The 23,820-nt window shown below is 66.2% G+C and carries 17 protein-coding genes and 1 pseudogene; 13 read left to right on the top strand and 5 right to left on the bottom strand.

Going from position 1 to position 23,820, the window contains the following annotated elements; translation table 11 throughout:
- Nucleotides 1-50 precede the first annotated feature (50 nt).
- The 8 genes from QRO93_RS11610 to QRO93_RS11575 all read left to right on the top strand — a co-directional run bounded on the left by QRO93_RS11610 (nt 51) and on the right by QRO93_RS11575 (nt 9,836).
- Nucleotides 51-1,007 carry a FecR domain-containing protein gene (locus tag QRO93_RS11610; protein WP_180878646.1) on the top strand — a complete coding sequence of 319 codons (957 nt, stop codon included), beginning with the start codon at nt 51-53 and terminating at the stop codon, nt 1,005-1,007.
- A gap of 182 nt (nt 1,008-1,189) precedes the next feature.
- Nucleotides 1,190-4,312, top strand: coding sequence for a TonB-dependent receptor (locus QRO93_RS11605; RefSeq protein ID WP_180878645.1), 3,123 nt, complete (start codon nt 1,190-1,192; stop codon nt 4,310-4,312).
- A gap of 53 nt (nt 4,313-4,365) precedes the next feature.
- On the top strand, nt 4,366-5,130 hold the full coding sequence (locus tag QRO93_RS11600; RefSeq protein ID WP_053449902.1) for a Slam-dependent surface lipoprotein: 765 nt from the start codon (nt 4,366-4,368) through the stop codon (nt 5,128-5,130).
- A gap of 90 nt (nt 5,131-5,220) precedes the next feature.
- Nucleotides 5,221-6,675 (top strand): surface lipoprotein assembly modifier, encoded by a 1,455-nt coding sequence (locus tag QRO93_RS11595; RefSeq protein ID WP_180878644.1) that lies wholly within the window; start codon nt 5,221-5,223, stop codon nt 6,673-6,675.
- 117 nt (nt 6,676-6,792) lie between these two features.
- Nucleotides 6,793-7,197: a response regulator gene (locus tag QRO93_RS11590; protein ID WP_053451320.1), complete on the top strand. Its 405-nt coding sequence runs from the start codon at nt 6,793-6,795 to the stop codon at nt 7,195-7,197.
- A gap of 9 nt (nt 7,198-7,206) precedes the next feature.
- On the top strand, nt 7,207-8,793 hold the full coding sequence (locus tag QRO93_RS11585; protein WP_285304219.1) for a PAS domain-containing protein: 1,587 nt from the start codon (nt 7,207-7,209) through the stop codon (nt 8,791-8,793).
- Nucleotides 8,794-8,864: 71 nt separating this feature from the next.
- Nucleotides 8,865-9,206 (top strand): type II toxin-antitoxin system prevent-host-death family antitoxin, encoded by a 342-nt coding sequence (locus QRO93_RS11580; RefSeq protein WP_053449899.1) that lies wholly within the window; start codon nt 8,865-8,867, stop codon nt 9,204-9,206.
- A gap of 3 nt (nt 9,207-9,209) precedes the next feature.
- A complete protein-coding gene (locus tag QRO93_RS11575; protein ID WP_053449898.1) occupies nt 9,210-9,836 on the top strand; it encodes an AAA family ATPase in 627 nt (208 codons plus the stop codon).
- Nucleotides 9,837-9,908: 72 nt separating this feature from the next.
- Here the strand turns inward: QRO93_RS11575 and proP are convergent, their stop codons facing one another.
- Both proP and QRO93_RS11565 read right to left on the bottom strand, forming a co-directional pair.
- A complete protein-coding gene (gene proP, locus QRO93_RS11570; protein ID WP_053449897.1) occupies nt 9,909-11,396 on the bottom strand; it encodes a glycine betaine/L-proline transporter ProP in 1,488 nt (495 codons plus the stop codon).
- 190 nt (nt 11,397-11,586) lie between these two features.
- The gene (locus tag QRO93_RS11565) at nt 11,587-11,715 is read right to left on the bottom strand and encodes a hypothetical protein (protein WP_258010884.1); all 129 of its coding nucleotides are present in this window, start codon (nt 11,713-11,715) and stop codon (nt 11,587-11,589) included.
- A gap of 182 nt (nt 11,716-11,897) precedes the next feature.
- Between QRO93_RS11565 and QRO93_RS11560 the strand changes: the two genes are divergently transcribed.
- Together QRO93_RS11560 and QRO93_RS11555 are read left to right on the top strand one after the other, a co-directional pair.
- Entirely contained in the window at nt 11,898-12,314 is a 417-nt protein-coding gene (locus QRO93_RS11560) for a host attachment family protein (RefSeq protein ID WP_053449896.1), read from the top strand.
- A gap of 5 nt (nt 12,315-12,319) precedes the next feature.
- A complete protein-coding gene (locus QRO93_RS11555; protein ID WP_180878642.1) occupies nt 12,320-12,643 on the top strand; it encodes a thioredoxin family protein in 324 nt (107 codons plus the stop codon).
- An 18-nt stretch (nt 12,644-12,661) separates the two neighbouring features.
- Here QRO93_RS11555 and QRO93_RS11550 read toward each other — a convergent pair whose 3' ends face one another.
- Nucleotides 12,662-13,258 carry an NUDIX hydrolase gene (locus QRO93_RS11550; RefSeq protein ID WP_164086362.1) on the bottom strand — a complete coding sequence of 199 codons (597 nt, stop codon included), beginning with the start codon at nt 13,256-13,258 and terminating at the stop codon, nt 12,662-12,664.
- A gap of 76 nt (nt 13,259-13,334) precedes the next feature.
- Nucleotides 13,335-13,580, bottom strand: coding sequence for a hypothetical protein (locus QRO93_RS11545; protein ID WP_008267939.1), 246 nt, complete (start codon nt 13,578-13,580; stop codon nt 13,335-13,337).
- A 403-nt stretch (nt 13,581-13,983) separates the two neighbouring features.
- Between QRO93_RS11545 and QRO93_RS11540 the strand changes: the two are divergent.
- The 3 genes and pseudogenes from QRO93_RS11540 to QRO93_RS11530 all read left to right on the top strand — a co-directional run bounded on the left by QRO93_RS11540 (nt 13,984) and on the right by QRO93_RS11530 (nt 22,766).
- Nucleotides 13,984-16,333: pseudogene (locus tag QRO93_RS11540) on the top strand (GH92 family glycosyl hydrolase).
- A gap of 502 nt (nt 16,334-16,835) precedes the next feature.
- Entirely contained in the window at nt 16,836-19,649 is a 2,814-nt protein-coding gene (locus tag QRO93_RS11535) for a type VI secretion system Vgr family protein (protein ID WP_180878640.1), read from the top strand.
- Between the two features lie 27 nt (nt 19,650-19,676).
- The gene (locus QRO93_RS11530; protein ID WP_180878639.1) at nt 19,677-22,766 is read left to right on the top strand and encodes a DNA repair protein; all 3,090 of its coding nucleotides are present in this window, start codon (nt 19,677-19,679) and stop codon (nt 22,764-22,766) included.
- Nucleotides 22,767-22,824: 58 nt separating this feature from the next.
- Here the strand turns inward: QRO93_RS11530 and QRO93_RS11525 are convergent, their stop codons facing one another.
- Complete coding sequence (locus QRO93_RS11525) at nt 22,825-23,796, bottom strand: SUMF1/EgtB/PvdO family nonheme iron enzyme (protein ID WP_080374926.1); 972 nt, start codon at nt 23,794-23,796, stop codon at nt 22,825-22,827.
- Nucleotides 23,797-23,820 lie beyond the last annotated feature (24 nt).

The raw sequence follows: 23,820 nt of genomic DNA, 5'->3' as shown, positions 1-23,820 counted from the left end.
GTTGTCACAACAGGAAAGCGCACCCGTTCGCGGTGCGGCAGGCCACAACCATGACCACGTCCGAACCCTCGCCGCGTCAGGCCAGGCAGGCGTTGCGCTGGGTGATCCGGTGCAGTGCAGGCCCGCTGCCCGAACGCCAGCAACGAACCCTGCAGCGCTGGCTGCAGGCCGATCCGTGCCATGCACTGGCCTGGCGCCAGCAGCAGGCCTTCTGGCAGGGGCTGGATGCCGCCGGGCCCGAGGTGCTGGCCGCGCTGCCCGGGCTGACCGGCGATCGCGAAGGGCTGCGGCCGCTGGCGCCGCGCCGCCGCCTGCCGTGGCTGCTGGCTTCGGCCGCTGCCGTGGTGTTGATGGTCGCCGCCGCACCGCAGGCAGTGCTGCTGGCACGCAGCGACCTGCGCAGCAGCGATGCGCCGCGCGTGGTGCAGCTGGAAGATGGCAGCACTGCCGTGCTGGATGCCGGTACCGCGCTGGCCATCGAGTTCAATGGCCAGCAACGGCACCTGCGCCTGCTGCGCGGCCAGGCCTGGTTCCAGGTGGCACACGAGGCCCGGCCGTTCCAGGTCGAGGCGGCGGGTGGCAAGGTGCATGACATCGGCACCGCGTTCAGCGTGTCGATGCAGGACAGCACGGTCACCACCCAGGTCAGCGAGGGCGTGGTCGATGTGCGCCCGGGCGATGGCAGCGTGCAGCGCCTGCATGCGGGGCAGGCACGTGTGTTCCGTGACGGGCGCTGGCTGCAACCGCTGCAGCAGGTAGGTCCCGATGGCGTAGCGCCGTGGCGGCGCGGTGAAGTGGTGATCGACGATCTGCCGGCGGCACAGGCCATTGCCGATCTGGGGCGCTACCGCCGTGCACCGGTCTGGGTGCTGGGCGGGCAGGGTGCCCGCGTGCGGGTCAGCGGCCTGTTCCACCTGCAGCACCCGGAAACGGGCATCGATGCGGTGGCTGCACAGGCCGGGTTGCGCGTGCAGCGCCTGCCCGGCGGGGCGCTGGTGGTCTGGTGAAGCCCGGTTGGCGCAGCGCTGGATCGGCCACATGAAAAAAACATGAAAAAACCGTGGGCAGTCGCCGCATGCGGCTGTCTATAGAGGTATAGCCAGAGCGAAACACCGTTTTTCCTCAAGCCAGACATGCCACCGGCACCGGATGTGCCGGCGGTTCCGCCCCGCTTGAGGAGTTCCTGTCCATGCCGTCCACGGCATCCGCCTGTCACCGTCGCGCCACCGTCCTGGCCCTGGCCATCTCCACCGTACTGCTGCCGTTGGCCGGGGTGCCGACCGCGCAGGCGCAACCGGCGGTCGTCGCGCCGCTGCGCCAGTACGCCATTCCCGAGCAGCCGCTGGCCGATGCCGTGCGTGCGTTCGGCCGCCAGGCCGATGCCCAGGTGGTGTTCCGCAGTGACCTGGTGGAAGGCCGTCGTTCCAGTGCGGTGAGCGGCGAGTACAGCCAGATGCAGGCCCTGCAGCAGCTGCTGCGCGGCAGCGGGGTGCGCGCACAACGCGGCATGGACGGCACCTGGAGCCTGCGTGCCGCAGCGGAGGCGGGTGAAGGGGAAGGGGTGCGGGTGACCGAGACACTGGACGTGGCCGGTCGCCTGCAGTCGGAAGGGGGCGAGGCCCGCGATCGGCGCGGCTACGATGATGTGTTCGCGCTGGACCTGACCACGGCGTATTCGGGGCGCGACCGGGTGGAACGCTATCGCGGCTCCAACCCGGCCGACGTGGTCAAGGATCTGGTCGGCGTGTTCAGTGGCGATGCGCGCAACAGTGGCGCACTGGACATCAACATCCGCGGCATCCAAGGGCCGGGGCGGGTGCCGGTCAGCATCGACGGGGGCGAACAGGCGTTGACCGTCTGGCGCGGCTACAACGGCGTCAGCAACCGCAACTACATCGATCCCAACCTGATTGGTGGCATCCAGGTCATCAAGGGGCCAGGGCTGGTGCGCGATGTGCACAGCGGGATCGGCGGCGCGCTGGTGATCAAGACCATCGACGTTGACGACATTGTTGCGGCCGGCGAGCGCTTCGGCGGGGAGCTGAAGATCGAAGGCAGCAGCAATGCGGTGGCGCCGCGCCTGCCGCGGCTGCATACCGGCGAGGACTACCGCACGGTGCCGGGGTTCCCGCAGGGCTCGCCGAACTCGCCCTATGACGACCGCACCCTGGTGGTGCCGGTGAAGTCGCGCAGCGGCAACAATCCCTTCGACGGCGAGGACCAGGCCTGGCGCCTGGCGCTGGGCGTGCGCGGCGACAACGTCGACCTGATGGCCGCCTACGCCTGGCGCAAGCGCGGCAACTACTTCTCCGGCAGCAAGGGCAGCGGCTACTACGACCAGGACCCGCGCGAGAAGTACGAGTACCAGGGCATCGACTACATCACCACGCTGGCGCGCTACTTCAAGCCGGGTGATGAAGTGCCCAACACCTCCAGCGAGCAGGAATCGTGGCTGGTGAAGGGCAGCTGGCAGATCAACGACGACCAGCAGCTGAAGGCCACCTGGCGGCGCACGCTGTCGCACTACGGCGAGATCATGCCCTCGCGCATCCTGTCCGCGCCGGACTATGGGCGCATCCAGTGGCCGCTCAGCCGCGTCGACTCCGATGCCTGGAACCTGGAGTACCGTTTCCAGCCAGCCGGCAGTCGTTGGCTGGACCTGTACGCCAACCTGTGGCGCACGGAAACGGAAAGCGACACCTACACCGCCGGTGGCTTTCCCAATTTCGCGGTGGGCAACCCGGCATGGAACCCGGACGCCAGCCCGATCCTGCGCAACACCGCGCTGGCCAACGCGCGCAACGACCGCACGGGCCTGATCCTGAGCAACCGTTTCGCGCTGCATTCGACCCTGGACCTGACCGTGGGCGGCAACTGGCAGTACGAGAAGCTGGGGTCCCGCGATCCGTACTTCGGTACCACCGATGGCTGGCGCATGTTCCCGCGTGCCGGGCGTCGCCAGGAGGGTGAAGGCTACCTCACTCTGGAGTGGCGCCCGGTTGACTTCCTCACCCTCAATGCAGGTGTTCGCTACAGCCGCTACTGGGCCTTCGATGATTTCCTCGAGGCGCACCCCGAGCTGCTGACCAAGGGCGTAGGTGGCAAGGAAGCGCAGTACACCGTGAACGAGTTGCTGCCCCGCCCGGCGGACCTGCAGTCACGCATCGATGCACTGGAGGCGCGCCGCGCCGTCTGGGAAAAGCGGGGCATGGGCTGGTTCATCGACCAGAGCATCCGCAACCTGCTGGCGCCGTACGAGACCCCGCGCCCGGTGCAACACACCCGGCCCTGGCTGCCCGATGCCGATGGCAACTACACGCGCGCAGGCAACCCCTGCCTCAATGGTGAAGTGGCGGCCATTCCCGGCGTGCAGCCGGTGTTTGCCGGCAGCGACCAGGTCTGCAACATCGGCAACAGCGTGCAGTCGCGGCCGGTGGATGGGCGCAACAGCCGCCGGCGCGACCATGCCTGGCTGCCGACCTTCTCGGCCACGGCTCACCTGTCCCCGGCCGCGCGTGCCTACGTGCGTTACAGCGAAGCAGTGCGGTTCCCGAGCATGTTCGAAAGCACCATCGCCTTCTCCGGCAGCCTCAATCCGCTGTACGCGCTCAAGCCCGAGCACGCCTACAACTACGAGATTGGCTACGTGCACAACCTGTCGGCCCTGTTCGGCAACACCGCCGATGCCGACGTCAAGCTGGCGTACTACGTGCACAAGACCCGGGACGTGATCGAGCGCGACGGCAACTTCCTGTTCGACAACATCGACAAGCAGACCATCCGCGGCATCGAGCTGCAGGCGCGCTTCGACAACCGGCGCTTCTTCACCGATCTGGGCATCACCCGCACGCTGGAAAACGAAGTGTGTGACGAGAGCACGGCGGTGCTGCTGGACGCGAACCGCGGCCTGGTGCCGAACTGCGTGCAGGACGGCTTCGTCGGTGGCTACCTGCTGACCCAGGCCATTCCCAAGCTGTCGATCAACTGGTCGCTGGGCACGCGCCTGTTCGATGAGCGCCTGGAACTGGGCAGCCGCATCGTGCACTACCAGCGCCACGAGAACCCCGACCTGCAGGCCTACCGCGACCGCCTGCTGAGCGGCGGCAGCGGCCTGCTCTGGCAGAACGTGCCGTTCACCTGGGGCAACATCACCACCGTCGATGCCTATGCGCGCTGGCGCTTCAACGAGCATGCCAGCGTCGAACTGGTCGGCAGCAACCTCGGCAACCGCTACTACGTCGATCCGGCCACGCGATCCACGCTGCCGGCGCCGGGTCGCACCCTGAAGCTCGGCGTCACCGCGCGCTTCTGATCTCCCACTTTCAAGCGTTGTACCCGTAGTTCCCTCAATCAAGGAGCAATACCATGAAAATGATCTCCCGTTCGGTTCTCGCCGTTGCCGCCTCGCTGGCTCTGGTCGGTGCCGCGCATGCTGCCGATATCGTCGGTGCCGCCAGTGCCAAGACCGATGCCGAGCTGTACGTGGCGGTGGGCGAATCGCAGGTCAATGGCGGCCCGCACCGCGCTGGCAAGGCCGGTATCGGTGTCGGCACCGTGTCCCAGGCCAAGCCGGTGGACTTCCAGGGCCTGAGCGCCTACTCGGCACCCACCACCGTCAATGGCGTGACGGTACGTACCCTGGCCATGCCGATCACCGGCGCACCGGGCAGCCACGCCGGCATGGGCCACTTCAACTTCGTCAAGGTCGGCAGTGGCGATGTCTGGTTCGGTGAATGGTCCAAGGATGGCGCCGCCGGTGGTTTCAACAACCGCCAGGTCTACTTCGTCGGTGACCGCGCCGGCACCACGCTGCCCGCCGGCGTGGCGTCCTACACCGTGGCTGGCCTGAACAAGTTCAACGGCAGCAACCTGCTGAGCGGCACCTTCGACGCCGACTTCGGTGCCGGCACCCTGGATGGTGCACTGTCCGGCAATGGCCTGAACCTGGCCATCGTTGCCAACATCAACAGTGCCGACGCATCGTTCGCCGGTTCGGCCAACGTCAATGGCAGCGTCAACGGCACCACCCAGGGCCAGTTCTTCGGCGCCAACGCCGCCACCCTGGCCGGCATCGCCACCTTCGCCGGCAACAGCCAGTACGACACCGCCTTCGGCGGCAGCAAGAACTGATTGCCACGCCCCTGACGGGGCAGGGCAGGGACAAGCCGCGATCCGCCAGTCCCTGCTTCGGCCCGCTGCATGCATCACCACGGATCGACCATGCGCCATCCCATCTTCCTTGTGATCCTGTTGCTGGCCGCTGCCGATGTGCGCGCCCAGCAGGATGATCTGCGTCGCGTGCTTGAGCAGGGCAGCGAACTGCGCCACCAGCAGCAGGACCAGCAGCGCCTGCGGCAGGCCGAGTCGGAGCGGCCGACCATCACCATCGACGGCCAGACCCTGCGCGTGGAGCGCACCGTCGACGATCTGGGCCAGGCGCTGTACCTGTCGCTGCAGCATCAGCAATGGGGCGCCGCGCAACGCTTCCTGGACGAATACATCGAACTGCCCGGCCACGACCCGTTGCTGCGCCACTATGCGCAGGGCGGCCTGGCGCGGGTAGCCAGCAATCACCGCCGTGCGGCCAGCGAATACGAGGCGCTGCTGCAGGCACAACCGGATTTCCTGCCGGCGCGCCTTGAACTTGCGCGGGTCTATGCCGAAGACCAGCGCGACCGCGATGCCGTGGCGTTGTTCACGGCCATCGCCGCCGGCATCAATGCCGACGACCCCGCCACCGCAGGTGTGCGCGGACGGGTGGACGCCTACCTGGCCGCGCTGCAGGCGCGCCAGCGCTGGAAAGGAGCGCTGGCCGCCGGCCCGGCATGGAGCGACAACATCAACCGCAGCTCGGCCAGCCGCACCTGCCTGTTCGGCGTCGGCGAGACCTGCATCATCCAGCGCAATCTTCCCGATGCCCAACGCGCGATGGGCCTGGACTACGACGGCAACCTGGAACGTCGCTGGGCGCTGGCCGGTCATCATGGGGTCTATGTGCGCGGGCTTGCGTTCGGCCAGGCCTGGCGCGGGCACAGTGCCTACAACGAACTCAATGCCAGCGTGCAGGCCGGCTACAGCTGGCGCAGCGCACGGCATACCCTGCAGATCGCGCCGAGCTATGACTACCAGGGCCTGGGCAATCGGGCCCTGCAGGGCGGCAGCGGGCTGCATGGCGAATGGCAATATGCGCTGGATGCGCGCAGCCTGCTCAAGCTGGAGGCCGACTGGAAGCGCCAACGCTATCGCCAGCGCGGCCTGGCCAGCAATTACGACGGTGAGTTGGCTGCGGTGTATGCCACCTGGTTCCGTGCGCTCAACCCGCGCTGGACCCTCTTTGCCGGACTGGACCTGAGTGACAGCCGTGCCGCCAATCCGGCCAACGGCTACCGCCAGCGAGGCCTGCGCCTGGGGGCCGCGCGCCAGTGGCCGGGTACCACCGCCACCGTGTTCGTTTCATTGCGCGAGCGTGACTACGATGCGTGGAGCCCGTTGCTGGAGGCGCGGCGCGAGGACAGCGAACAGAACCTCATCGCCATCGTGCGCAGCGAACGGCTGGCGGTCGCCGGGCTGGTGCCCAGCCTGAGCCTGCGTTACGCGCGCATCGACAGCAATGTCGGCTGGCTGTACAGCCACGACCGCAGCCTGCTCAGCCTGAAGTGGGAGCGCGCGTTCTGAGGTAGAGGCCGGCAGTACCGGTTCTTCATTGATCGTCACGCGCTCTTGTAGGCCGGATCGCGCATCCTGCCCTCGTTGCGACCGCAGGCGGGTCGCGTGCATCGAGGAGTGCAGGGCGTGCTGGAAGCCGGTAACAAACCAGAGGGCCTGAAAGGGCTGCGCGTGCTGGTGGCGGAAGATGAATTCGCCATCGCGATGTTCCTGGTCGACTACCTGGAGCTGAAGGGCGCACAGGTGATCGGCCCTGCCGGTGACCTGCAGGCATTGGGGCGGCTGGTCGATACCCATCCGATCGACGTCGCATTGCTCGACATCAACCTCGGCGGCGAACAGGTCTATCCGTTGGCCGATCGCCTGGCGGAGGCAGGGACGCCGTTCCTGCTCACCTCCGGCTACGACGACAACCTGCCGAGCCGTTTCGCCGCCGCCCCGCGCTGCACCAAGCCCTATCACATCGAGGCCCTGGTCCAGCAGCTGGCCGGGCTTGTCGCTGCACCGCAGGCGTCTGCGGGCATCGCCTGACCGGGCCGTATGGGGCGCCGTATCGAAGGTTTCCACGCCGCCGACCGGCAGGCCGGCATGCCGCCGGCGCTGCGGCTGCACGCCCGCCACGACGGGATGGCTGCGCGCATTGCCCGCCATGACTGGGCATCGACCCCGCTGGGCGGGATGGACCGCTGGCCGCCGCACCTGCGCGCCACGGTGGACCTGATGCTGGCCCACGGCTTCCCGATGATCGTGCTGTGGGGCGATCAGCTGGTGCAGCTCTACAACGACGGCTATGCCGAGATCCTCGCCGACAGGCATCCGGCCGGGCTCGGCCAGCCGACCCGCGAGTGCTGGCCCGAGGTCTGGCACATCAATGGGCCGCTCTACACCCGTGTCTGGCAGGGCGAAACCCTCACCTTCGAGGACAAGCTGTTTCCGTTGGCCAGGCACGGCCGCCTGGAGGACATCTGGTTCACCATCACCTACAGCCCGATCCGCGGCGAGGAAGGGCGCATCAATGGCGTGCTGGTGACCATGTTCGAGACCACCGCCGCGCAGCTCGCGCAGGCCGCGCGCGAGCGTGAAGAAGTGCGGCGGCGCGAGAGCGAGCGTCGCCTCGAGCTGGCCTTCAGGATGCTGCCGGTAGGTCTGTGCATTGTCGATCTGGACGGTCGCATGCTGTTATCCAACGACCAGATGCGCGCCTATCTGCCCACCGGCAAGGTGCCGTCCGCCGATGCGGACAACCAGCACCGCTGGCGGGGCTGGCACACCGACGGCAGCGCGATCGGGCCCGATGATTTCGCCATTGCCAGGGCGATGCGCGGTGAAACCGTGGTGCCCGGGCTGGAGTTTCAGTACCTGCACGACGATGGCCGCGCGCGCTGGACACGCGTCGCTGCCGCGCCGCTGCGCGATGCCGATGGCGAGGTCAGCGGCGTGTTCGCCATTGCCGTGGACATCGACGACCTCAAGCGCGCCACCGAGCGTCAGTCGGTGCTGCTGGCCGAACTGCAGCACCGGGTGCGCAACATCATGTCGACCATCCACGCGCTTGCCTGGCGCACCCGCGCGTCGGTCGGCAGCGTGGATGAATATGCCGAGCGCCTGTGCGGGCGCCTGATGTCGCTGGCGCGCACCCAGAGCCTGCTGACCCGCGGCGCCAACGCCGGGGTCTGCCTGCGCGGCATGCTCAACGAGGAGATCGCGGCGGAGACGCCGTCGATGGCCGCCTACTGCCTGCAGGGCGAGGATGTGCTGCTGCCGCCCAAGGCGGCCGAAGTGCTGTCGCTGGCCATCCATGAGCTGGCCACCAATGCACTCCGGCATGGTGCGCTGAGCCATGACAGCGGCCGCGTCGAGGTGTCCTGGCATCTGCAGGTACAGGAAGAGCAGCCGTGGCTGGGCCTGCACTGGTGCGAACGCCATGCCGAGGTGGAGGGCTGGGCGCTGCCCCAGCAGCGCGGCCTCGGCCGCACCCTGATCGAGCAGCGCGTACCGTATGAACTGGCCGGCACTGGCGAGCTGCGCTTCAGCCCACAGGGGCTGGACGCCTGGATCCGGTTCCCGCTGCGCGAGCGCGACAGCCTGCTGCAGACCGATGCGCCGCAGGTCGGGCCAGGCCGGTGAAACCCGGTTTATCCCCAATTTGGCCAAATTGGGTATAGTGGCCATAGTCCACCTCTGCCCGGAGCTGTGCCATGACCCTGCCGCTGGATCTGCCAGGCCTTGAAAAGGCCCCGGCCTCGTCGGTGAAGACCCGTGGTTGGCCGAGCCTGATGCGCACCGTGCGCGAGAAGCAGGCGCTGGTCATCACCAACCACAACCACCCCGAAGCGGTGATCGTGGACATCCGCACCTACCAGGAACTGCTGGCCAAGGCGGCCGGCGGTGATGCCGGTGAGCGCAGCGAGGAGCTGATGCGCCTGCGCAGCGAGTTCGACCAGACCCTGGCCGGCCTGCAGCGCGGCGAGGGGCTGGGCAAGGTGCTGGGCCAGCCGATCCGTCGCGGCGGCAAGGTCACCCTCGGCCGTCCGCTCTGACCGATGGGGCGGATCCTGGTGCTGGCCGGCGTCAATGGCGCCGGCAAGAGTTCGCTGCTGGGCACCTGGCTGGAGGCCGAAGGGCTGAGCTGGTTCAACCCGGATTCGTTCACCCGGCGCCTGGTGGAGGCTGGCTGGCCGCTGCCCGAGGCCAACGCCGAAGCGTGGCAGGAAGGCACCCGTCGCCTGCGCCAGGCGATGGCCGACGGCACCGACTTCGCCTTCGAGACCACGCTGGGTGGCAACACCATTCCGCGCCTGCTGCGCGAGGCCTGCGAACGGCACCACGTCGCGATCTGGTTCTGTGGCCTGGCCGATGTCGAACTGCACATTGCCCGCGTGGCCGCGCGGGTGGCAGCCGGTGGCCACGACATCCCGGTCGAGAAGATCCACGCGCGCTTCGATTCCGCGCGCGAGAACCTGCTGGACCTGCTGCCGCACCTGGCCGAACTGCATGTCTACGACAACAGCGCCCCGGCCGATGCCGAGGGCTGTGTCGAACCGCTGCCGGTGCTGGCAATGGCGCAGGGCCGGCTGCAATACCCGGTGTCGGTGGCCGAACTGCTGCACACCCCGGACTGGGCGAAGCCCATCGTGATGCGCGCGATGGAATTGAACACCACACCGTAGATCCACGCCATGCGACGCCGGCGCAGCTTCAGTAGATCCACGCCATGCGTGGATGCCGTTTCGCGCCCAGCCTCAGGCCGGCTTCACCTGCTCGGGCTCCGCAACGTCGGGCAACGGCGGCAAGCTCGGGTCCACCGTCACCGGCACGTCGCTCTTCAACAGCGCGGCCGCTTCCTTGTCGCTGCCCACCGCCGGCGGTGAACCGCGCAGCGGCAGGCCGGCGGTTTCCTTTACGAACAGCATGGTGACCAGGCCGATCACCGCCGCGCCCATCAGGTAGTAGGCCGGCACCAGCGGATCGCCGGTACGCTCCACCAGCCACGCGGTCACCAGCGGCGTGGTGCCACCGAACAGCGACACCGACACGTTGAAGGCGATCGACAACGCGCTGTAGCGCACCGGGGTATAGAACAGCGCCGGCAGCGTGGACGGCATCGAACTGGTGAAGCACACCAGCGCCAGGCCCAGCAGCATCAGGCCGAGGAAGATCATCCAGTCGTTGCCGCTGCCCACCAGCAGCAGGCACGGCACCGCCAGCACCAGCAGCGCGATGCACGCACCGATGATCATCGGGCGGCGGCCCAGCTTGTCACTGAACAGCCCGCCGACGATGTTCAGCGGCATCATCACCAGCATCACGATGATGATCAGCAGCAGGCCCTTGCTCTCGGCATAGCCCATGGTGACGCTGAGGTAGCTGGGCATGTAGGTCAGCAGCATGTAGTCGGTGACGTTGAACACCAGCACCAGGCCCATGCACACCAGCAGCTGGCGGCCGTGCACCTGGAACAGCGCGCCCAACCCTGGCCGGTCATGTTCGCGCTTCTCGGCTTCTTCGGCGAAGGCGCGGAACGCCGGGGTTTCTTCCAGTTTCATGCGCATGTACAGGCCGAGCAGGCCCAGCGGGCCGGCCACCAGGAACGGGATGCGCCAGCCCCAGTCCAGCATCTGCTCGCTGCTCAACAGCATGTGCAGCGCGGTCACGGTGCCGGCACCGGCGATGTAGCCGCCCAGCGTGCCGAACTCCAGCCAGCTGCCCATCAGGCCGCGGTTGCGGTCGGTGGAGTACTCGGCGATGAAGGTGGCCGCACCGCCATACTCGCCGCCGGTGGAAAAGCCCTGCACCACGCGCGCCAGCAGCAACAGCACCGGCGCCCAGATGCCGATGCGCTCGTAGGAGGGAATCAGGCCGATGGCAAAGGTGCCCAGCGCCATCAGGATCATGGTGAACGCCAGCACTTTCTGGCGCCCGTAACGATCGCCCAGCGGGCCGAACACCAGGCCGCCCAGCGGCCGCACCAGGAATGCCACGGTGAAGGTGGCGAAGGCGGCGATCACCTGTGCGGTGGGATTGCTGGAGGGGAAGAACACCTGGCCGATGGTGACGGCCAGATAGCCGTACACACCGAAGTCGAACCACTCCATGGCATTGCCCAGTGCAGCCGCACCGACGGCGCGCTTGAGCATGGGCTTGTCGACAACGGTGATCTCATCGACCTTCAGGTGGCGGCGGCGTTTGAACCAGCCGAAATGAGCATGTGAATCGGGGGTGTCCTGCATGGAGGCTCCCTGTCAGGTGGGGGAATGAGCGATGGGGTGTGTTCCGGAAACAGGTGCAGGCGCGATGCCACGCGCACGGCACGGCACCGCCGCAGGGGCGGAAACACGGAAACGGGATCACCGCGGCAGCGCAGTCAGCGGCCGGGTGTCACATCAGCGTGGGGAATGCAGGCAGAAGGGCCTGCGGGCGTCAGCCGCCAGGATCCAGCGCGAGGCGATGGAAATGCTGGGCGGGAACATGCGTGGCAAGCGAAGCGCCGGTCGGCAGTGCTTCCCACGTAACAGGTGCGCCCGTCACGTAGTGGGTCGTGTCGATCATCCGTTCATCATAACGGCATCGGCGTGAGCGTGCAGCGAAGCAGGCTGAGCTGCACGCTGTGTTCCATCACGCCTGTTCATCCGCAGCGCGTCTGCGATGACATGCGTTGAACGAACTGTGGCCGCGCTGCTCACGCACAGCTGGCTACGGTGCAGGTGAACGCACTCCACAAGGAACATCGCATGACCCGTCGCATTCCCGAAGGCACCCTCATCATCGTCGCCGATGGCGGCTCTGCCCGCGTGTTCACCAACGTTGGCAACGAGCATCAACTCAGCTTGAAGCAGGAAGGTGAGCTGCGCCTGCAGGACATCAGCGAGCAGGGCATCTCGGGGCAGGGGCCGGCCGGCGCGGTGCCGAAAGACATGTCAATCTCGCAGCTCAATGAAGCCACCTTCGCCAAGCAGGTCGCCGAGCAGCTCAACGACGATGCCCTCAACAACCGCTATGCACACCTGGTGCTGGTGGCCGACCCGACCACGCTGGGCCGCATCCGCCCGCTGCTGCACAAGGAAGTGCAGTCGCGCCTGCTGGGGGACATCGCCAAGGATCTGACCAACGCACCGTTGGCCGATATCCAGAAGGCGCTGGCGGCGTAACGCGCATGCCGTTCATGCGTGATCACCTCTCGGCAGAGCCGGCCCCGGCGGATGTGGAAGCGCAGCCGGGCTGGCAACTTCTGGAGTTCGGCGCACCCTGGTGTGGCCACTGCCAGGCCGCACAGGCGGCGTTGCAGGCCTTCGTCGATGCCAACGATCTGGTGCATTGGAAAATCGAGGATGGCAAGGGCAAGCCACTGGGCCGCGCGTTCAAGGTGAAGCTGTGGCCGACCGCCGTGCTGCTGCATGACGGCCACGAGGTGGCACGCGTGGTGCGGCCACTGGACAGTGCCGACCTGGCAACCCTGCAGGCGGCACTGCCGGATTGAGTGCAGCCACGTGTGCGTCTAGCGCAACGGGTAGAACGGCTCGATCAGCTCGGTGCCGGTGGCCTCATCGCCCTTGAACGACAACTCGAAGGCGCCACCCCACAGCGTTTCGGGGTGGTCGAGCACCTGCAGGGTTTCCATGCGCAATGCCTGCATTCCAATCAGATGCGCGGCTTCGTCGCGGCTCACCCAGCGGTACTGCTTGTCCGCAGTGGTGGCGGGTGGCTGCCCGCTGCGCAGCGTGGCGCGATAGTGCTGGCGGAACGACACCGCGTCGTGCGTCGGGTCGGGCGGGTCCTCGTTGAAACGATAGCTGTAGAGGGCCGCCAGCGTGAATGGTGACACCTGCAGGCCAAGCTCCGTTGCCAGCTGCTGCAATGCTTCCTGCACGCTCTGCTTGCGGTTGGCGCGCACGGCAGGCGTCATCCAGCCGCTGCGGTTGTGTTCCAGCAGCAGGCGGCCCTGATCGTCGGCCACCAACAGGCGCAGGATGGTGTAGTCGTCCTGCGCGGTGCGGGCTGCGGCGGGCGGCGGTGGTGGCGGATCGGCATGGACAGCAGAGGCGGTGGTGATCATTCCTGCAATCGCGATCCATCGTGCAGCGCGGCGGGCCATGCGGGGTCTCCCTGGTCTGGGCGCAGGGTAGGGCGGCCCAGAGGGCCGGACAAGTGCCGACTCACCCCCGTCGGGGTCAGTGAAGCGTCACCTTCTCCGCCTCCTCACGCAGCGCCTGCAGCAGGCATCGCCCGTGCTGGCTCAGCATGATCATCGCCGTGGCAATCTGCTTCGGGTTGTAACCCATCGGCGCCGGCGGCTTCGGCTCGGGGCCGTACTGCTCGCCGATGAGGATAGCCATGCCCTCGGCGCTGTTGAAGGCCTGTTCGATGCGATGGAGCAGCGATTCCATGGCCGGGCTGAGCGGACGTTCGTGGATCATGCGGGAACTCCCTGGGTGTGATGGCCACCGCGAGGGTGGCGGGCAGTGCCCGTCGCATTTATGACGAGCGATGTCTGTCCCTCTTTCTTTTCGGGGGTTCCAATCCCGGCAGCGGTATGTCCGCTGCGGCGCCATCCTGCACAGGCCATGGCGCGACGCGCCAATTGATGTGTCGTCTTGTTTCGTCCTCTGCAAAAGGCGTGGTCTTTCAGATGGGAGGTTATGGACAACAATTGACGCATGGCAGTCAGCTAATGGAGAGGTAGGCAACAAGCCTATGAGGCGATTCGTCACGCCGCCATGCAATTAAGTGCAAACCGGCGCGCCAGTCCCGACGGCCGCACTGCAGCATGCGACATCGCAATACCGGTGCTAGCATCGGCCATCGCCTGAATCGATCCAAATGCCGATGCCCACGCTGGACCGTCGTTTCCTGATCGCCGTTGCCGCCACTGCCATGCTGGCTTCCGGTGCCGCCCTGGCTGCCACACCGAAATCCGCTGCCGAGCGCGCCTATGCGGCAGTCGACCCGTTCATCGGTACCGGCGGCGAAGGTCACACCTATCCCGGTGCCACGGTGCCGTTCGGCATGGTCCAGCTCAGCCCGGACACGCGCATCCAGCCGCGTGAAAAGGCCTATGGCTGGGCGGCCGGCTACCGCTACGACGACAGCAGCATCGTCGGTTTCTCGCACACGCATTTTTCCGGCACCGGTCACTCCGATCTGGGCGACATCCTGCTGATGCCGTTCACCGGCACACCGGGGCTGGAGCGCGGCGATCCGGAAAAGCCCCGCAGCGGCTATGCCTCGCGCTTCCGCCACGACGATGAGAAGGCCGAGCCGGGCTACTACGCGGTTACCCTGGACGACTACAAGGTGCGCGCCGAGCTGACCACCAGTGCGCGCGTGGGCGTGCACCGCTATGCGTTCCCGAAGGGCACCGACGCCAAGGTGCTGTTGGACATGCGTACCAGCATGTACGACTACCCGGGCAAGGTGCTGTGGTCGCGGGTGCGGGTGCGCGCCGATGGCACGGTGACCGGCTTCCGCGAAACCCGCGGCTGGGCACCGGGCCGCCAGCTGTACTTCGCGATGCGCTTCTCGCGTCCGCTGGCCGGGCATGAACTGCACAACACCGAGCAGGACATCGTCTACAAGGGCTTCCCGCCGCCGGGCGAGAAGGACCCGGCGCAGCGTGCGCAGATCGAGGGCCGGCAGCTGGTCGGTACGTTCGCCTTCGGCAAGCTGGACGCACCGCTGGTGCTGAAGGTGGCCATTTCGCCGGTCAGCGAGGCCGGCGCCATCGCCAACCTCGACGCCGAAGTGGCCGACTTCGATTTCGACCGCGTGCGCGCAGGCGAAACATGAATGGACGCAGGCGTTGTCGGTGCTCGATATCGATGCACCGGAACATGCACGCCGCAGTGCCTACACCGCGCTGTACCACACCATGCTGGGGCCGACGCTGTTCATGGATGCCGACGGCCAGTACCGCGGCTCGGACAACGCCGTGCACAAGGCAGAGGGCTACACGAATTACTCCACGTTCTCGCTGTGGGATACCTACCGTGCGCTGCATCCGTTGCTGACCCTGGTGCAGCCGGAGAAGCGCAACAGCGACTTCGTCAATTCCATGCTCGCCCACCACGAGCACAGCCCCTATGGCATGTTGCCGGTGTGGTCGTTCCACGGCCTGGAAGACTGGTGCATGATCGGCTACCACGCGGTGCCGGTGATCGCCGATGCGTACGTGAAGGGTATCCGCGGCTTCGACGCCGACAAGGCGCTGAAGGCGATGGTCGAGACCGCGAACTACGGTCCCTATGACGGCATCGCGCAGTACCGCGAGCTGGGCTACGTGCCGATCGACGAGGAAGGCGAAGCGGCTAGCAAGACGCTGGAATACGCCTTCGACGACTGGACCATCGCGCGCATGGCGCAGGCCATGGGCAAGACCGATGTTGCGGCCACCTTCGACAAGCGCGCCGGCAACTGGCGCAACGCCTTCGACAAGGACACCGGCTTCATGCGCGCGCGCAAGCGCGATGGCAGCTTCCGCACGCCGTTCGACCCCAGCGCCAGCGGCTACGGCACCGACTACACCGAAGGCAATGCCTGGCAGTATTCCTGGTATGTGCCGCAGGACGTGGCCGGCCTGGCCGCAGCACACGGGGGCAGCGACAAACTGCTGGCGCGGCTGGATGAGGTATTCAACGCCAAGGTCGATCCGTCGATCTTCGAGCACATGGAAGACATTACCGGGTTGATCGGCTGGTACGCACATGGCAACGAGCCCAGCCACCACGTGGCCTACCTGTATTCGTACGCTGGCCAGCCGTGGCGCACGCAGGCGCGCCTGAAGCAGATCATGGACACCCAGTACGCCGATCGCCCCGACGGGTTGGCCGGTAACGATGACGTCGGCCAGATGTCGGCGTGGTACGTGTTCACCGCGCTGGGTTTCTATCCGGTGGCGCCGGGATCGGGCGAATACATCCTGGGCCGTCCGTTCCTGCCCAGGACCGCGATGCGTCTGCCGGACGGCAAGACCTTCACCATCGTGGCCGACGGGCTGGACGACAAGCACACCTACGTGGGCAGCGTGAGCCTCAACGGCAAGCCATTGCAGCGCACCTTCCTGCGCCACGACGAGATCCTGGCCGGTGGCGAACTGCGCTTCAGCATGCAGGCAGAGCCGAACAAGGAGTGGCCGGGGCAGGGCGCGCAAGCGCCGTATTCGATGAGCCGGTGATGCGTGCCGGGGCGGCGTGGGGTGATTCCCGCTTCTGGTAGGTGCCAACCCTGGTTGGCACACGGGAGGTCAACATCGCCAACCAAGGTTGGCCCCTACCGGAACCCGATCGCTGCGGGCCGTGGGTGTCCGCGATGCATCGCCCAGATGCCGGTGCTGCGCACTGGGGCGACATGGGGTGGTTCCCGCTTCTGGTAGGTGCCAACCTTGGTTGGCACGCGGGAGGTCAACATCGCCAACCAAGGTTGGCCTCTACCGGAACCCGATCGCTGCGGGCCTTGGATGTCTGCGATGCATTGCCCGGATGCCTGTCGCGATCTGCATGATTTGTCGAGTGCGGATCAGGGTTCAACGGAAGGATTCGCACCGGAATCGGTGACGCAGCGTCGCCGCCGGACCGTTCCAGGCCACATTCATAGCATTCTGATTTCACCTCTCCCATCCCGTTGCTAGGGTCCTGCGCACAGAAGTGCGCCAGGGTGGTGCACGGGGTGTAGGTCATATGCACACGTTGCATGCGCATGAGGATGCAGCGCTGCTGCACCGGTTTGAACTGCCCGGCGCAGGGTCTCTGCTGGTGGAGCGCTGGCACGGACGCGAGGCACTGTCGGAAGGTCTGGATTACCACATCGATGTACTTGCGGCGCGCGCGGATGCTGCCTGCGAACACTGGTTGGGCCGGCCTGCGACGCTGCACACGCGTGATGCGCAGGGGCGCGACATTCCAAGGGCAGGGCTGGTGCGCGAGGTACGTCGGCTGGACGGCGATCGGGAATTCACCCGCTACCGTATACGCCTGGCGGCATGGACCTGGTGGCTGGGCCAGCAGCGCAACAGCCGCGTCTTCCGTGACGCAGCCGTCAGGCAGATCGTGGATGCCGTGTTCGCCGAGCATCAGGCACGTGCCTGCTGGCACTGGAGCGATGATGCACGGGCCCGCCTGGACGCCCTCCCGCCGCGTCACTACTGCGCTCAGTACCGCCAGTCGGATATGGATTTCGTGGCCTGCCTGTTGGCCGAGGAAGGCATCGGCTGGCGTGTCGAGGCGGACGCGGAGGCGCCCGCGCTGCATCGGATCGTCCTGTTCTTCGACAGCGCAGCCTTGCCGCAGGACCCGCTGTCGGCACGCGATGGCGCGCTGCGCTTCCACCGCGGCCACGCGGCCGAGCAGGAAGACAGCGTAGTACAGCTGGCCCGGCATGCGCGGCTTGGCCCGCGCCGGTTGAGCATGGTCAGCGATGACTATCGGCAGGACCGTACCTTGGCCGTCCAGTTGCCGGTGGACGGCGGCGGTCATTCGCCTGTCGAGCAATATCTGGCGTGCGGTGCCCAGGCCTTTGAGTCGCATGCCGAGGCCGAGCGGCGTGCCGCGCTTCTGGCTCAACGCCATGAAGCGGAGCGGCAGGGATGGCAGGGCATTGCCACGGTGCGTTGCCTAGGCGCCGGCACGTGGTCCAGCATCAGCCAATGGTCGCCGCAGCAGGTGCCCGAGCTGCTGCTCACCTCGGTGGAGCATGCCGGGGTCAACACCTTGCCCGCGCGGCTGCGCCAGCATCGTCCGGAGCACGCCCTGCAGCGGGATGGGTTCCTGCCCGACGCGCTGCAGCGCCATGCCCAGCAGTTGGGCTATGCGGCTGCATTCCATGCCGTTGACCGCCAGCGCCCCTGGCGGCCGCGCGCACCGGAGCAGGAGGGCGAAGCCCAGGTGGTAGGTCGGCAGACGGCCATCGTGATCGGTCCTGACGATCGCACCGGGGTAGCCGAAGGCGATCAGGTGCACGCTGACGCGCTCGGGCGGATCCGCGTGCGCTTTCCTCTGATGGATGCAACCGGCAGGCCGGCGCACAGCGCATGGTTGCGCGTGGCGCAGCGGTTTGCGGGCCCGGGGGTGGGCAGCCAGTTCCTGCCGCGCGTGGGCCAGGAAGTGCTGGTGGGCTTTCTGGAAGGGGACGTGCAACGCCCGATCGTACTGGGTGCCCTGTACAACGGACGCGGTGAGAACGATCCATCGCTGCACGCGCAGGCCTGCGATACGCACGTTGGCGGCATCGGCAACCTTGCCGGTGGCAATGCGCCGGCCTGGCATGCAGCAGGCGAGGGCGAGCAGGCGCATCGCCATCCGGGTGCGCTCTGGGGTATCCGCTCCCGGGAGTGGGGTGGTGAAGGCGGCTCCACGCTCCAGTTCGACGACACCGACCACCAGCTCCGCCTGCAGTTGGCCACGACACAGGCCAGCACCCAATTGAACCTGGGCCACGTCATCCATCAGCGCGGCAATTATCGTGGCAGCCTGCGTGGGCAGGGTTTCGAGCTGCGCAGCGATGCGGCGGGCGTGGTGCGCAGCGAGCGCGGCCTGTGGCTTGGTGCGTATCCGGCAGGGGCTGCCCAGCCAGCAGGTACGGCGGTGCAGGCCGGCGCGTTGCTGGCCCAGTGTAGGACGCTGGCCGCTGCGTTCGGCCAAAGCGCGCGCCTGCACGGTACTGCCGGGCTGCATGCCTCGACTGCGTTGACACCCCTGCGCGACGCGGCAATGGGCGTGGTTGCGGCCGATGACTTCGGCCGCGCGCGTGATGCTGCCGGTGACACGGTTGCAGCGGGTGGTGTCCCGCATTGCACGGCACCCCTGTTGGGCATGGTGGCGCCACGCAAGGCGCTGGTGGCGGGGCAGGCTGTGTTCTGGCAGGCCGGGCAAAGCCTGCTCCTGGGAGCAGGCGCTGCCGGGCAGGCCGTGGTGAAAGGCCACGCGCGGCTTCATGCGTCGCAGTCTGTCGGCGTGCTGGCTTCGGCCTCTGCTTCTGCATCGGGATGTCCGTCCGGCATGACCATCGCTGCCGGCGAGCAGCCGGTCGACATCCAGGCGCAGGGCGACGCGGTAAAGCTGCAGTCTCGGCAATCACAGCGCCTGGCCAGTACGCATGCAGCGGTTGAACTGGCGGCAGGACGTGCGCTGGTGGTGCAGGTGGAAGGCGGCGCCAGCCTGACGATCGAAGGCGGCAACATCCAGTTCAACTGCCCGGGAACCCTGACGGTGCACGCGGGCCAACACAGCTTCATCGGTCCGGCGTCGCTGGCCTATCCGCTGCACACGCTGGGCGCCGCACCCTGCCGTGCCCGCTTCCTTGTACGCGATCACGCCGGTGCACCGCTGGTGGGGGCGGCCTACTCGATGCAATTGCCGGATGGCCGCTGGCTGAGTGGAAACACCGACGGCGACGGACTCACCGAGGAGGTCGTCACCGATGGCCCGGAGAAGGTGGGCCTGTTCGTGGATGACGAACGGCACGAAGGCTACCTGCGCGACGCAGGCAACAGCTGAGCGGGTCAGAAGAAAGGAATCTGGTACATGAGTTCTGGAAAGTTCACCCTGTTCCGCCATGACGGGCATGGCAACGTCGTGCCCTGCGCGGACGTCACCTATCGTATCCGCGATGTACTGCATGGCTTCGCCGTCGTGGCATCCGGCACGACCGACACGCTCGGCGAAACCGATCTGGTGACGCTGGCGGAGCGCGCGCAAACTCCGGCACCACCGGCCCTACCCAACTGGCGCAGAGGCTGGCCGAACCTCGGCCCGGGGCCGGCCGGCCTGAAGCTGCCCTGGCCGCGGCGCAACGTGCCGGACGCAGCCGCCGGGGCCGGGCAGGGCGCCCGCCTGCCGCAGAGTGAGCATCGATACCAGCTGCAGGTCCGCGATGACGCCAGCGGCGAGTGGACCGATCCGCTGTTGCATCCGGACTGCCATGAGCCCGCGCAGCTGGGCCCCTGGAGCGAAGATCCACGGGCCGACGCGTCGCTGCGGCCTGCGTTGGAGGTGCGGCGGCTGCGGTTGCGGCCGTTTCACCAGCTGCAGTTGCAGCGGCAGAGCCCGCCAACACCGGTGGCGGAGGCCGGCTTTGTGGGCTACCGCCGCGACCGCGATGGAACTGAGGTGGTCGCCCTCGACGTGCACGGGCGGCCGGTCCGTGGCGTAACGGATATGCAGGGGATGACCCCGCGTCTGTTCTGCGAACAGGATCTGCGGCTGGTGTTCACCCTGCCGGGCAGCCGCAGCGAACTGCGCAGTGCGCTGTCCGAGCCACGGGTGGTCGGGCAACCGCGCCTGGTGCCGATGGTGCCGGTGAAGATGCATGCGGTGGTGAGCGGCCCCGGCGAAGGCGCCACGCTGGAGCTGGCCGGGAAGATCAGTGCACCGGCGCTGCTGAATGTGGCCGACGAAGAACTCCTGCTGCTGACACCCGAGGTCTGGGAGGAGTTCCGCGAGGTTGCGCGATCCATTGAAGGCAGCCTCTCAGCCGTGCCGCGCGCCCGCTGGCAACTGGAGGAGGCGCTGGCCGGCCGCAGCCTGGAGGCGGTGGCCCAGGCCGAGGAGAACCTGGGCATGGCCGAGGACCGTGCAGCGGCCATGCTCAACCGCAACTTCGCCCGAAAGGCCGATCTGGTCGAAGTGATCACCTTCGAGAGTTACAGTCGCAAAGGGGACGGCGGGGCGCAGCAGGAGGTGGGCCTTCGCCGGAACTACCTGCCGCGGTTCAAGTACGACGAGTTCAAGGGGCGCCGGGTGATGGGCGTGCCCACCCGCGTGGATCTGGGCATGTCGACACGGGCAGGCGACAGCGGGATGTCCGTGGGCAGCGCGGCCCGGCAGAAGGGGCCGGCCTTCCAGAACTTTGATTCACGCAAGTTCATGGAATCGCTGATGACGATCAAGGCCCAGATTGGCCGGAGCGTCAAGGCGCCGAACATCCAGTTCGACCTTATCGAGCTGGGTGGGAACCAGTTCTCCGAGCTGGTGCGCGCGTCGGAGACCTACTCGGTGGAGACCTCCGCGCAGTGGCTGCGGTTTGTGGCGGGTGCCGGGGCCAGTGCCCAGGTCGAGTGGGACCCACTGCACCGCAAGGCCAGCGCCAAGGTCGATGCGGGTGCACATTACAAACTGGCGCTGCTTGAAGCAAAAGCCGTGCATACGTGGTCGATTCCCTCGCGTACCGGGTGGATGCAGCGCTACGGCGATATCGACCTGGGCGCGATCGTATTCCAAATGTCGTTGGAGCTGCACGGCTTTGCTGGCGCGAAACGGGCGTTGATGGGCGCTGCCGGCGTGAGCATTGATCGTGGTGCTGCCAAGGTTGACGCGCAGCCACGTGATCGTGATGACAGCTTCGTGCCCAGCTTCGACATCGTGCGCGGCATGCCGCGGGCTGATATGGGCGATCCGCCGGGCGAAGACGGTCGGCCGTCGAGACGCGTGGTGATGGCTGCGGTGGGCGAGAAGCCGCCGGAGACCTTGAATGGCATGCAGGTGAATGCGGAAGCCTTCGTAGGTGTTGAGGCGGGCTTGACGCCTGCGGGTGAATTGCAATGGCTGCCGCCCCAGCAGGGAACACCGGTGACGCTTGCGAAGCTGAGCTTGGATACGGCGGGTTCTGCGGGCGTGGGCGCCAAGGCGCAGCTGTATGTGTACTACGCGAAGGGACGTTTCAGGATCAAGGTCAGTGCGCGGTTGTGCCTGGGCATTGGCTGCAAGGGGGCGCTGGATTTCGTGGTGGGAGTGGAGGGAATGCTGGAGTTCGCCAAGTGGGTGTATTACCAGTTGGCGCATGCGGGGTTCAGGGAGCTGATGTTCTTTGCGCGAGATGCGCTGAAGTACTTCTCCCAGATCGCCTTCCTCGAGGTGTCCGCCGGAGGATCTGTAGAAAGGTTCCTCGCCCAGAACATCGACCGCGCGCTCAAGGCTGTAGAAGATCAGATTGGCAAAGCGCAGATTGCGCGGAATCGAATTGAACTGGTTCGAAGAATCAACTCCGCTACGGGAAATTCAGATCTCAATAGTGCATGGCTCTTGTACGCAACACCTGTGACTCGTGGAATGATCCTCTACACCATCACTCGCCACAACTGGATAACGCATATGAATAGTCCAGCTGAATTCGAGGGGATTTTTGATCCTCAGCTGCACTACCTTCCTGATCACAAGAAGGCTGTAATCCGCGTGATAAGGGGCGTCAGCCTTGTCAGTGAATGGCTGGCGATGTTTCAGTACATGACTGCCGACGGCGAGATTAGCGGTGAGTCACTGGGCAAGCTTGAAGGCGATGTAATTAAATTTCTTGACTATGGGAACTCGCTGTCAGGTGACCTTAGAGGAAAAGTAATTGATCCAATCAATGTGGAAGGTGATGTGCCATCAGATCGGCTGGGGAGCAGCTACGTCGAGCAGTTCATTGCCCATCGCAGAAGACTGCTGGGTAGCTTTCCAAAGGGGTATGAGGTAGTGCAGTTGCAGCGGATGGACCTCGATGCGCTCCTGGCGCTTGACGGCAGGGACGCGCCTACATTTGCAAGCATTGATGGCGACTACCTGCGCTCGCGTGGGCAGGAACAACGGGCTGTTGCGATACTTGGTCACAGTGGTTCGCCTGCAAACGCATCCTAGTTTGCAGGCGTCACGACCCCAGAAATGAATAGCGGTGCAGGCCCGTTGCTGGGCCGCGTCAGCTGTCCTTTGAACTGGCAGGGCCGGCGGCTGCGCAACGGAACCTGTTTGAGCTGTTCGGATTGAACAGTCGCCTTCCTTCTTCCGAGAGAAGCGGGTCTGGAGAAGGGTCTGGAATGTCCTTGAACCGGGTAAACGTCATCGACACGATGAAGAGCGAGTCCCCTCCTCGATTGCTGTGGCTTCGTTGGACCTTCTCCTTGCCATGTGCAGGTCCGCGTGGATCTTGCGTGTCTGAAATGTCGTAAGTATTGCTATACCAATCAAGCATCCACTCAAATCCATGATCAATCATGTCGTACAGGCCCAACGGGGTGGGCGGATATTGTCCAAGCGGAGTAGGGCCAGACATATAGCCACGCTGGGAAGCATAGTGCGTGATGGTTCTGTAATCCCCGACATTCCTTCCATCGTCGACGCTCCCATCATCGGTGGGCCAGATCACGAACTGCCCTCGGTTGCGCGCCGCGTACTCCCATTGCGCCTCCGTCGGCAGCTCCATCTTGCGCCCGATAAGCCCGCCAACCCATCCACAGTACTGATGCGCCGACTCCCAGCTCACGCCGACCGGGAGGTCGTCTGGCAGGTTCCTGTACTTCAGATCCTTCGGGTACTGCGCTGTCCGGGGCTGGCCCGTTGCATCGGTATATACGTCGAAGTCGGCGTAGGTGATCTTTTTGGCGCCGAGTGCGTAGCTGCTCAGCGTTACCTCACGCAGTACGTCGTCGTCGCGCTCACCGCTGTAAGGCATCTTCGCGCGCGGATCGATGGGGCCGAAATCACCCATGATGAAGGTGCCGCCTTCCACCTCCACCAGGTCTTTTTTGGTCTTTTGCGACAGCGCTTCGATGCGCGCTGTGAGCTCAGGAGAGTGCTTCTGGGGCGCTTTGACGGTCGAGCCTTGGCACGCCGTCAGCAGAAGTGCTGTTGGCACAAGGGATTTCAGAAGGACGGGTGGAATAGGCGGCATGGAAAGCACCGATCAGTTCTGGAT

This window comes from Stenotrophomonas maltophilia group sp. Smal17, assembly GCF_030237045.1.
In the GTDB taxonomy this organism is placed as follows: Bacteria; Pseudomonadota; Gammaproteobacteria; order Xanthomonadales; family Xanthomonadaceae; genus Stenotrophomonas; species Stenotrophomonas forensis.
This window is presented reverse-complemented; position numbering and strand designations above follow the sequence as displayed.

Coding starts and splice junctions, on each gene's coding strand:
- QRO93_RS11575 (WP_053449898.1), top strand. CDS start 9,210: ATGGGGCGGATCCTGGTGCTGGCCGGCGTCAATGGCGCCGGCAAGAGT.
- proP (WP_053449897.1), bottom strand. CDS start 11,396: ATGCAGGACACCCCCGATTCACATGCTCATTTCGGCTGGTTCAAACGC.
- QRO93_RS11565 (WP_258010884.1), bottom strand. CDS start 11,715: ATGATCGACACGACCCACTACGTGACGGGCGCACCTGTTACGTGGGAA.
- QRO93_RS11600 (WP_053449902.1), top strand. CDS start 4,366: ATGAAAATGATCTCCCGTTCGGTTCTCGCCGTTGCCGCCTCGCTGGCT.
- QRO93_RS11580 (WP_053449899.1), top strand. CDS start 8,865: ATGACCCTGCCGCTGGATCTGCCAGGCCTTGAAAAGGCCCCGGCCTCG.
- QRO93_RS11555 (WP_180878642.1), top strand. CDS start 12,320: ATGCCGTTCATGCGTGATCACCTCTCGGCAGAGCCGGCCCCGGCGGAT.
- QRO93_RS11525 (WP_080374926.1), bottom strand. CDS start 23,796: ATGCCGCCTATTCCACCCGTCCTTCTGAAATCCCTTGTGCCAACAGCA.
- QRO93_RS11545 (WP_008267939.1), bottom strand. CDS start 13,580: ATGATCCACGAACGTCCGCTCAGCCCGGCCATGGAATCGCTGCTCCAT.
- QRO93_RS11595 (WP_180878644.1), top strand. CDS start 5,221: ATGCGCCATCCCATCTTCCTTGTGATCCTGTTGCTGGCCGCTGCCGAT.
- QRO93_RS11585 (WP_285304219.1), top strand. CDS start 7,207: ATGGGGCGCCGTATCGAAGGTTTCCACGCCGCCGACCGGCAGGCCGGC.
- QRO93_RS11560 (WP_053449896.1), top strand. CDS start 11,898: ATGACCCGTCGCATTCCCGAAGGCACCCTCATCATCGTCGCCGATGGC.
- QRO93_RS11535 (WP_180878640.1), top strand. CDS start 16,836: ATGCACACGTTGCATGCGCATGAGGATGCAGCGCTGCTGCACCGGTTT.
- QRO93_RS11605 (WP_180878645.1), top strand. CDS start 1,190: ATGCCGTCCACGGCATCCGCCTGTCACCGTCGCGCCACCGTCCTGGCC.
- QRO93_RS11610 (WP_180878646.1), top strand. CDS start 51: ATGACCACGTCCGAACCCTCGCCGCGTCAGGCCAGGCAGGCGTTGCGC.
- QRO93_RS11530 (WP_180878639.1), top strand. CDS start 19,677: ATGAGTTCTGGAAAGTTCACCCTGTTCCGCCATGACGGGCATGGCAAC.
- QRO93_RS11550 (WP_164086362.1), bottom strand. CDS start 13,258: ATGGCCCGCCGCGCTGCACGATGGATCGCGATTGCAGGAATGATCACC.